6 protein-coding genes and 2 pseudogenes are annotated in these 6,400 nt (G+C 35.2%); 7 read left to right on the forward strand and 1 reads right to left on the reverse strand.

Features of this window, described 5'->3' with window-relative positions:
* Positions 1-77: 77 nt before the first annotated feature.
* The gene (locus tag KNQ15_RS16360) at positions 78-356 is read left to right on the forward strand and encodes a DUF5839 family protein (RefSeq protein ID WP_214730098.1); all 279 of its coding nucleotides are present in this window, start codon (positions 78-80) and stop codon (positions 354-356) included.
* Between the two features lie 775 nt (positions 357-1,131).
* Here the strand turns inward: KNQ15_RS16360 and KNQ15_RS16365 are convergent.
* Positions 1,132-1,896 (reverse strand): annotated as a pseudogene (locus KNQ15_RS16365) (IS30 family transposase); the annotation flags it as partial.
* Between the two features lie 286 nt (positions 1,897-2,182).
* Here KNQ15_RS16365 and KNQ15_RS16370 point away from each other — a divergent pair.
* From KNQ15_RS16370 to KNQ15_RS16390, 6 genes and pseudogenes are all read left to right on the forward strand, one after another.
* Positions 2,183-4,438 (forward strand): ATP-binding cassette domain-containing protein, encoded by a 2,256-nt coding sequence (locus KNQ15_RS16370; protein WP_214730099.1) that lies wholly within the window; start codon positions 2,183-2,185, stop codon positions 4,436-4,438.
* Between the two features lie 201 nt (positions 4,439-4,639).
* Positions 4,640-4,767 (forward strand): annotated as a pseudogene (locus KNQ15_RS17070) (glutathione-dependent formaldehyde dehydrogenase); the annotation flags it as partial.
* Between the two features lie 141 nt (positions 4,768-4,908).
* The gene (locus KNQ15_RS16375) at positions 4,909-5,427 is read left to right on the forward strand and encodes a type 1 glutamine amidotransferase domain-containing protein (protein WP_092599864.1); all 519 of its coding nucleotides are present in this window, start codon (positions 4,909-4,911) and stop codon (positions 5,425-5,427) included.
* Between the two features lie 73 nt (positions 5,428-5,500).
* Positions 5,501-5,803, forward strand: a complete 303-nt coding sequence (locus tag KNQ15_RS16380; protein ID WP_012655943.1) for a putative quinol monooxygenase — start codon at positions 5,501-5,503, stop codon at positions 5,801-5,803.
* Positions 5,804-5,915: 112 nt separating this feature from the next.
* Positions 5,916-6,062, forward strand: coding sequence for a hypothetical protein (locus KNQ15_RS16385; RefSeq protein ID WP_158241174.1), 147 nt, complete (start codon positions 5,916-5,918; stop codon positions 6,060-6,062).
* Between the two features lie 32 nt (positions 6,063-6,094).
* Positions 6,095-6,328, forward strand: coding sequence for a hypothetical protein (locus tag KNQ15_RS16390; RefSeq protein WP_214730100.1), 234 nt, complete (start codon positions 6,095-6,097; stop codon positions 6,326-6,328).
* The last annotated feature ends 72 nt before the right edge of the window (positions 6,329-6,400 follow it).

The raw sequence follows: 6,400 nt of genomic DNA on the forward strand, positions 1-6,400 counted from the left end.
ATACCGGGGTTTTCGCTTTTTTTCTATGTTCGATTTAAAATCCGATGGATTTTATGTGTCAACCACACCTTATGGTGATGAGCCATAATAAAACTATTGCTGGTTTTCACGTACTCGGAACTGAGGATGGAAATTTAAAATTAAATATAAATAAAATGTATCACTGGCATATACCTAAAAGATTAAGAGATACGCCGATTGAACAGGGCGATATAGTTTTAGTTCAAACAAAAAGGGGGAATAGACCTGTTCTTGTTATGAAAGATTTTCGTGAAGAAGATAAAGAAAAGAAACAAAAATATAAACGTGTAATCAAGTTGCTGGAAAAAGCACCTGAAAAAAAACAATGTTATTAAAAGTTAAAAAACAATTAAAATAATGAGATCCTGGGTAAGAAAAAAGAAGAAAGTGGAATAGAAAGCTAATTTTCCAGAATATAAAGTCCCTCCTTAGCGCGTAAGCGTAAATTTTTATAAGAGAAGCTGTAAATAATTTGTTTTAGCATTCAGCCGTAATTTCGGTTGGAAGTATAAAAAAGTCAGGTTGGACTGTATAGAGGTTAATAGTTGAATAATACACAGAGGGAATGTTAAAATTTAGAAAATACTATCAAATTTGTAATTAAGGAGGAATATCCTTGCCAAACAAATTAATTACGATAAAAAGAGCGAAATCCGAAATAGAGAGGTTATAAAATTATATTAAGTTAACAGAGAATTATGAAGTCCGAACAGTTGATGATTGGATTATTAAACACTATGCGATAAATAATAGCATTAAAAGGATGCTAGAAGATGCCGAAGAAATAGAAATAACAAGTAAGGATGTCCCACTGAATCGAGAGTATATTGTCTCTGTTATCAATTCGCGTGTTGTAAAAAATGAGTTACATAGAATAGTTAGACTTGGTTATCGACAAAAAATAAGGCCAAATAAGCGTTCCGCACGTTATCCATCATAGTAATATTTTATTAAATATAACAAATAGTAGGTCCTATAAAATAGTCTACATCTAAAAACAGGTGTGGACTATTTTACGTATACGTCTTTCTCCCTCTTAACTGAACCCGTTATATTCAATGGCGAAATTTTTCTTTTTATGTGTTTTTTATTATATTATATCCGTTTAATCAGGGTACGCTGCGAAGGTGCACCTGGATCAGCAAAAAAGATAGATATATCGTGTGGGTTACTGATTGACTTCCAGCTGGAAAACTCTTTACCGCAGTCGAATGTAATGGATTTAAAGAGACGATAAGGTAAAGCCGAAAACATACTGTTTAATGCTTTTTCAATGTCGGATGCCTTGCGACCTTCCGGTCGTAAGGTGATGATCATCTTAGAAACGCGTTCAACAAGGGTGATGACTGCGCTACCATGGTGACGACCAATAATCGTATCGCCTTCAAGATGACCGAACGCTTTATCAAAGTCAGGAAATTCAACTGTTCTTTCTGAAATGTGACGTTTGAAAGTCTGACGACCTCTTTTCTCATGATGACTGTTAGGTTTTCTTTTCCCTTTCATCGGAAGTGAGTGAACAGGAAGAATATCTTCTCTGAACATTCTGTACAGAATTTTAACAGAACAGCTGATAGATTCTTCATTTCTGCCTATGATGGTGTCAGGTGTCCAGCCGTCGGCTATCCTTTTTTGAATATAACTGATCTGATGCTTAGGAAGGACGATTCTACGTCTTCTGCAAAGAGATTTTCTTTTCTTATCGTTCTGATAGAATTCCAGTACAGATATACCTGCTTTGAGTGCATTAATTACATTATAGACGATCTCTCTTTAACGCTTAATTCTCCGGCAGATCTCACTGACCGAAATTTTCTGGTGGTAATATAATTCTATGGACGCAAGTTCATCCGTGGTAAGATGTGTATAGGCCATTTGTGCTAACTCCTTAATGTTTTCTTTGGTCGGAAATACATATTAAGTTTAGCACAGAAGGCTTTTTTAGTTGTCTAGCTTAATTTTACAATCTGCGTACATTTAAATTTTTTAAAGCACACCGTAGGTGGCTAACTTGATTATAGAATTTCCCTAAATTTTTTAATAAAATATAATCGGAAATTCAGCTAAAAATTTGGAACTTTAAAATTGATACTTATAAACTTATTTCTCGTTAAAAAGGTAAAAAATATAAATATATTTAATTATGGAGAGGAAGTTTGGGATGAAAAATATCATCATCAAAGGTGCACGACAAAATAATTTAAAAAATGTTTCGTTAAGTCTTCCAAAGCATCAATTGACCGTTTTTACAGGAAAATCAGGATCTGGAAAATCTTCATTAGTATTTAGTACGATTGCAGCTGAATCTGAGCGTCTACTCAATGAAACTTATTCTACATATATACAGAATCAATTAACTCATTATGAGAAACCTGATGTAGATTCCATTCAAAATCTTCCTGTTTCAATGGTCATTAGTCAGAAAAGACTTGGTGGTAACTCGCGCTCTACAGTAGGTACAATTTCCGATATTTATTCTGCTGTTCGTCTACTATGGTCTCGTATTGGTCAACCATTTGTCGGATATTCAAATGAATTTTCATTCAATAATTCGGCAGGAATGTGTGAGAGATGCCAAGGCTTAGGATATGTCGAGGAAATTGATATCGATGAATTGCTGGATTATGACAAATCTTTAAACGAACATGGAATTAATTTTCCTACATTCGGACCAGATCACTGGCGTGGTAAAAGCTATACGCATTCGGGTCTATTTGATAATGATAAGAAGCTGAAAGATTATTCGAAGGAAGAGATGCATCAATTACTTTATTTAGAGCCGACCAAACTGACCAATCCTCCTGAAGAATGGCCCCGTACTGCAAAATATGAAGGGGTCGTCTATCGATTCAGGCGACTGTTTATTATTAATGATGGCTATGAAAAGAGCAGGTGGCCGGATGAATATGAGCGTGTTGTAACGACAATGGTTTGTCCTAACTGTCACGGAAAACGTTTAAATCAACGTATTTTAAGCTGCAAAATTAACGGTGCAGATATTGCTGATTTTACAAATCAAAGTATCGTAGAAAATATCCTGTTTTTAGACTATCTTACTGATAAAACAGCTGCATATATTGTAAAGCCGCTTAAACAGCAACTTCAATCTCTAGTTGATATTGGACTTGGTTATTTGACACTTGGTCGAGAAACACCTACATTATCAGGTGGTGAATCTCAGCGTATTAAGCTTATTCGTCATTTAAGTAGCCCACTGACCGATCTCGTATACATTATCGATGAACCGAGTGTTGGACTGCATCCTGAAGATATTGAAAATATCAATCGCATAATTATGTCTATTCGGGATAAAGGAAATACAGTTATTGTGGTTGAACACGATCCTGATATTATTAAGATTGCAGATCACATTGTTGACGTAGGACCAGGTGCCGGTAAAAATGGGGGTAGAATTACATTTGAAGGAACATACGATCAACTTCTCGACTCCCACACTGCGACTGGACAAGAACTCAAAGAAAAACATCAACTAAAAGTTCCAAGGTCATCTCAAGAAATGATTCATATCGGTCCAGTTACAAAAAATAACGTCAAAAATGTTGAAGTGTATCTCCCTAAAAATGCTATTTCTGTTATTACAGGGGTTGCTGGTTCTGGTAAGAGTACGCTCATAAAAACTGGGTTTAAACAGATTAAAAATGTTATATTCATCGATCAAAAAGCTATTAATGCTTCAAATCGTTCAAATATATTAACTTATACCAATACATTTGATGAATTACGAGCATTTTTCAGTAAGGAGACAGGGCTAAAGAAAAGTATGTTCAGCTATAATTCTGAAGGTGCTTGTCCAAACTGTAAAGGAAAAGGAATTCTTAAAACAGAACTTGCGTTTATGCCTGATTTTTCACAAGTTTGTGAAGTATGTCATGGAACACGTTATAGACAGGAAGTTCTAGATGCTAAAGTAGATGGTTACTCTATTGCAGATGTCTTACAATTAACGGTGGAAGAAGGAATAAATTACTTCAATACACATCATAAAATTCTGGAGATATTAAAATCCCTCGCTGCCACTGGTCTAGGCTATATGACACTTGGACAATCATTGGACACACTTTCAGGTGGAGAAATTCAACGTGTAAAGCTCAGTGCGTATTTAATCAATCAAGTGACTGACCACATCTTTATTTTTGATGAACCAACAACAGGGTTACATGAAAGGGATATCCATGTGCTGATCGAATTATTTAATCAATTAGTGGATGAAGGTAATACCGTCGTTCTAATCGAGCATAACTTGTCAATGATGACAGAATCAGACTGGTTAATTGATATGGGACCAGCTGCTGGTCAACAAGGAGGAAGATTATTATACAGTGGTTACCCAGAAGGTGTCCTTAGCATACAAGATAGCGTAACTGGGAAACATTTATCTAATTACATTCAAAAATAAAGGGAGTGTATTTAGTAGTGAAAAAAGTAAGATATTTTTAGTGATGGTAAAGTAAAAGCAAGTATATGTAGTAAGAAGATATACTAAGCTGATACTTCGTTTGGGCAATATGTGCCCTATCCTTAATAAAGATAGTGAATTAATAGGTATTCACATAACTGATAAATCTTTTTTTCTTCTTTTGTTGTGGCAGATAGTGATTTAAAAGATGAAGTATTTGATCCTACTGAAATTATCATACATACTTTTCCTTTAGAAAAAGCCGATGAGGCTTATAAAGTATTTGATGAAAAACGAGAAATATTAAAGTCGTATTTAAACCGGAGTAATTATTCATAAAATTAAACGTTTAAGTAGTTTGATATAATTGAGCAATATATTTTTAATGTGTATATATTAAAGGTAAAATAGAATTATAGTTCTCACATATTGATGACGAACTCACTATTAAATTAGGAGGAATTTATATTATGACTAAGAAAATCGCAGTAGTATTAGACAATTTATTTGAAGATATAGAATTTACGAGCCCGGCTGAGGCTTTTGAAAAAGAAGGACATGAAATTACTGTTATTGGTAAAGAAGCTGGTAGTACAGTAAAAGGTAAACAAGGGAATACTGAAGTAACGATTGATAAAGCAATCGATGACGTTAAACCTGATGACTTCGATGCATTATTCATTCCAGGCGGATTCTCACCAGATATGTTACGTGGTGATGAGCAAGGACGATTCGGTGAATTTACAAAAGGATTTGTTGCTAATGAAAAACCTGTATTTGCAATCTGTCACGGACCACAGTTATTAATCGATACAGATTTATTAAAAGGTAAAAAGCTAACGGGTTACTTATCTGTACGTAAAGATTTAGAGAATGCAGGTGCAACAGTAGTAGACGAATCAGTTGTTGTAGATAGTAGTATCGTAACATCACGTACACCTGATGACTTAGAAGATTTTAATCGTGAATCATTAGCATTATTGAAATAGAATATAATCAAACACCTAGCAGACTATAGACTTTATATGGATGAAATTTCTAATTTGAGGAGGAGATAGAAAAATGGTTAATGTAGCGCTATTGGTTCGACTTGAAGCAAAACCTGGAAAAGAAGCGGAAGTTGAAAGCTTCCTACGTGGGGCCCTACCTGTGGTTCAGGAGGAGTCAGAAACGATCGCATGGTTTGCAATCCGACTTGGACCTACGACATTCGGAATCTTTGACGCATTCCCGGACGACACAGGTCGTCAAGCACACCTTTCTGGTCAAGTGGCTGCGGCATTGATGGAGAAAGCTCCTGAACTTTTCGTAGAGCCACCAGTGATTGAAAATATTGACGTCCTTGCTTCCAAGCTTCCTAAATAAAGTCATATTATCGTTGCCATCGTATCTGTCCTGAGACAGTGGATGGCAGTTTTTTGATTATTAGTTTTGGCGTGAGCTATATAAAGTGGAACACCTATAGGGAGGGGAAGCGATGGAGTTGAATAATGAATGGGAGCTCTTCAATAGTAAGCATTCAGCAGAATTGACTGAAATTGTGAAGAATGGAGAACAACAGTTAGACATTTTAGCAGACAAAATTGAAAAGATAAAGTTGGAAAAAAGATTTTTCCAGCTATAGAAGAAGAGACTAGCTTTCATGTATATAGAAAAGTGACGGCAAAAGCTTTTTATTTTCAGCTTTTCCATATCAGCTGGGGAAAATATAAAATTCATTATGAAATCGGTGCAGGCGATTATGAATCAAAAGGGTTTATGCTGCCCACAAAACTCCACGTTTTGATTGATGTAGAAGATAAAGAAACAAGAACAATAATGAACAGCAAGCCTAATGTATTTAAAGATTTTAACCATATACAAACCCATAATATTGGCTCATCACCATAACACGTGGTTGCTATTTTAACCACCAAGCTCGAGGCGCAATCTCAAAAAGAATCGTTCGAGGTTTCGGTAGCC

This window comes from Exiguobacterium sp. s168 (genome assembly GCF_018619035.1).
In the GTDB taxonomy this organism is placed as follows: Bacteria; Bacillota; Bacilli; order Exiguobacteriales; family Exiguobacteriaceae; genus Exiguobacterium_A; species Exiguobacterium_A acetylicum.